Below are 2,892 nucleotides of genomic sequence, written 5' to 3' on the forward strand. Positions count from 1 at the left end.
GGCTTTTGATGAAGCCCATGCCATGCAGAATGCGGCGGGGTCCGAGCAGGGCAGGGGGGTCAAACCCTCCCAGCAGGGCCTTGCTGGCCTACGGCTGCAACTGGCCGCGCCGCGCTCGCGCGTCTTTTACATCTCGGCCACGGGCGCCACGAGCGTGCACAACCTGGCCTATGCCGCGCGGCTGGGGCTCTGGGGGCAGGGCCCCGAATATCCCTTCCCGAGCCGCGAGAGCTTTGTGTCGGCGATGGAAGCCGGCGGCGTTGCCGCCATGGAGGTGGTCGCGCGCGATCTCAAGACGCTCGGGCTTTACACAGCGCGTGCCCTCAGCTTCGACGGTGTTGAATACGATGTGCTCGAACACGCGCTGACCCCGGCCCAGATCGAGGTCTATGACGCCTACGCTGGAGCGTTTCGCACCATCCACCATAATCTCGAGGCGGCGCTGACGGCGACCGGTGTCAACAATGCCTCGGGCGAGACCAATGCCTCGGCCGCACGCGCCTCTGCCAAATCTCGCTTCGAGAGCACGAAACAGCGCTTCTTCAACCATCTCCTGATGGGCATGAAGGCTCCAAGCATCATCCACGCCATCAAGGAAGATCTGGCGGCAGGCAATGCTTGCGTCATCCAGGTTGTCTCGACAGGCGAGAGCCTGCTGAAGCGTCGGCTTGAGGCGATGGACCCGGAGGATGAACTCGTCGAGGGTGCCTTGACGCCGCGCGACTATGTTCTCGGCTACCTCGAACAGGCCTTCCCGATTCATGCGCAAAAGCTGGTCGAGATCGACGGCAATATGGTGGCCGAGCCGCTCCGCGATGAAACTGGCGCGCTGGTCGTCTCGCGCGAGGCGCTCGCCCTGCGTGATGCGGCCATGATGGAGTTGATGACGCTGGCCCCGATCCCCTCGGCGCTCGATCAGATCCTCTGGGCCTTTGGCGACGAGGCTGTAGCAGAGGTCACGGGCCGGTCCATCCGGCCCCTCAAGGCCGAGGATGGCCATCTCTTCATCGAGAAGCGCGCCGCCAGCAGTAATTCGTCCGAGACCCAAGCCTTTATGGATGGTGAGAAGGATATCCTGATCTTCTCCGATGCGGGCGGGACGGGCCGGTCCTATCACGCGGCGCAAACGGCGAAGAACCAGAAACGGCGGCGGCACTACCTGCTGGAGCCCGGCTGGCGCGCCGATGCGGCCATCCAGGGGCTCGGGCGCACGCATCGCTCGGCTCAGGTCAGCGCGCCCTTCTTCCGCGTCTGCACCTCGGATGTGCATGGCGAGAAACGTTTCACCTCGACGATCGCCAAACGCCTCGACCAGCTGGGGGCCCTGACCAAGGGCCAGCGCGAGACCGGCTCGCAGGGCATGTTCCGCGAGGAGGACAATCTCGAAAGCCCGATCGCGCGGGCGGCACTGCGTGGGTATTTCGCCGATCTTGCCGCCGGGCGCGCCGAGGCGATGAGCTACGAGAGCTTCACCGACTGGACAGCCCTGCGGCTGATCGACAAGGACGGGGTGCTGCTCGAAGAGCTTCCCCCGATCCAGCGGTTTCTCAACCGGGTGCTGGCCCTTCCCATCCACATGCAGAACGCGCTCTTTGGCGAGTTCATGCGCCGGATCGCTGATCAGACCGAACGCGCGCGCGCGGCGGGCACGCTCGATCTCGGCGTCGAAACCCTGCGCGGCGAAAAGATCGAACAGGTCTCCACAGAGGATCTCTGGACCTGCCCGAAATCCGGCGCCGTGACGCGGATCATCGGGCTGGATGTCACCGACCCGGTCCACGTCCTTGGGGCCGAAGAGGCCATATCGCGCAATCCGGACAAGCTGCCGATGGTCAATCGCGCCTCCGGTCGCGCGGCGCTCATCTCGGCGCGCCCCATGCAGATGTATGACGAGGACATCGTCACGCTGATGCGCAAGGCGGTGAGGCCAAACGGGTCGAGCTATCTGGAGGAGATGCGGTTCGAGTCTTCGGCCTGGGAAGACATCGGAAGGCCCGAGTTTGCAAGGCTTTGGGATGCCGAGGCAGCGTCCCTGCCAAAAACCACCACGACCAAGCTCTACCTGCTGACCGGGCTGCTGCTGCCCATTTGGAAGGACATTCCGACCACCAATGAGCGCATCTACCGGGTCACGCCCGACGGGGCGACCGCCATGATCGGGCGCACGCTGAGCGAGGAAGGAGCGGCCGCGCTGCGCGCCCGCTTCCTCGTCTCCAATCCGCAAACGCCACAGGAGATGTTGACCGTCGCCCTCGGCACCACCGCGCCGGTCGATCTGGGCCGGGGTCTCACCCTGACCCGTCGCCGGGTCGCAGGCGAGATGCGCCTTGAGTTGGGCGGTGCGGATCGGGGCATGATCGACGGCCTCAAGGCCCTCGGCTGCTTCACCGAGATCATCGCCTTCCAGTTGCGGGTGTTCCTGCCGCACGGAGACGGGATCGACACAGCCGGCATTCTGGCTCTGATCGTCGGGCAGGGAGCCGCCAGAGCGGCAGAACAAGCCGCCTGAAAAGTCAAAGCGGGCTTCCGGTCGGGCGTCGCGGATCTGGGTTTCACCGGTCTGCGCTTTCCGGGCGCGTGCAGACCAATGCCACGCCCGGTCCCCCCAAATTCAGACGAGAGGACAGACCCATGACCAATCCCCAGATCGATTATGCCACAATGGCGGCTCAGTGGCGCGCGGAGCGCGAAACCACCTTGAAGGCATCCCGAACGGAGCTGCTCGCGCAACTACGTGCGCTTGGCATCAGCGAGGTCACTGCCGAATACGAAGGCTATGGCGACTCCGGCAATGTCGAGGATGTGACGGTGCAGCCTGCAGAGGTCAACCTGCCGGAGCCACTTGCCACAGAGGTTGGCGACTTCGCCTGGTCGCTCGCCTATCACCATCAC

The 2,892-nt window shown here is 64.8% G+C and carries 2 protein-coding genes; both read left to right on the forward strand.

What is annotated here, in order from left to right:
• A partial coding sequence (locus BFV97_RS18265; RefSeq protein WP_083225729.1) for a strawberry notch C-terminal domain-containing protein occupies positions 1-2,509 on the forward strand: 2,509 nt, incomplete at its 5' end.
• A gap of 122 nt (positions 2,510-2,631) precedes the next feature.
• Positions 2,632-2,892 (forward strand): DUF6878 family protein (locus BFV97_RS18270; protein ID WP_069301779.1); only part of this gene is annotated, 261 nt, incomplete at its 3' end.

This window comes from Neptunicoccus sediminis (genome assembly GCF_001719615.1).
Lineage (GTDB): Bacteria > Pseudomonadota > Alphaproteobacteria > Rhodobacterales > Rhodobacteraceae > Amylibacter > Amylibacter sediminis.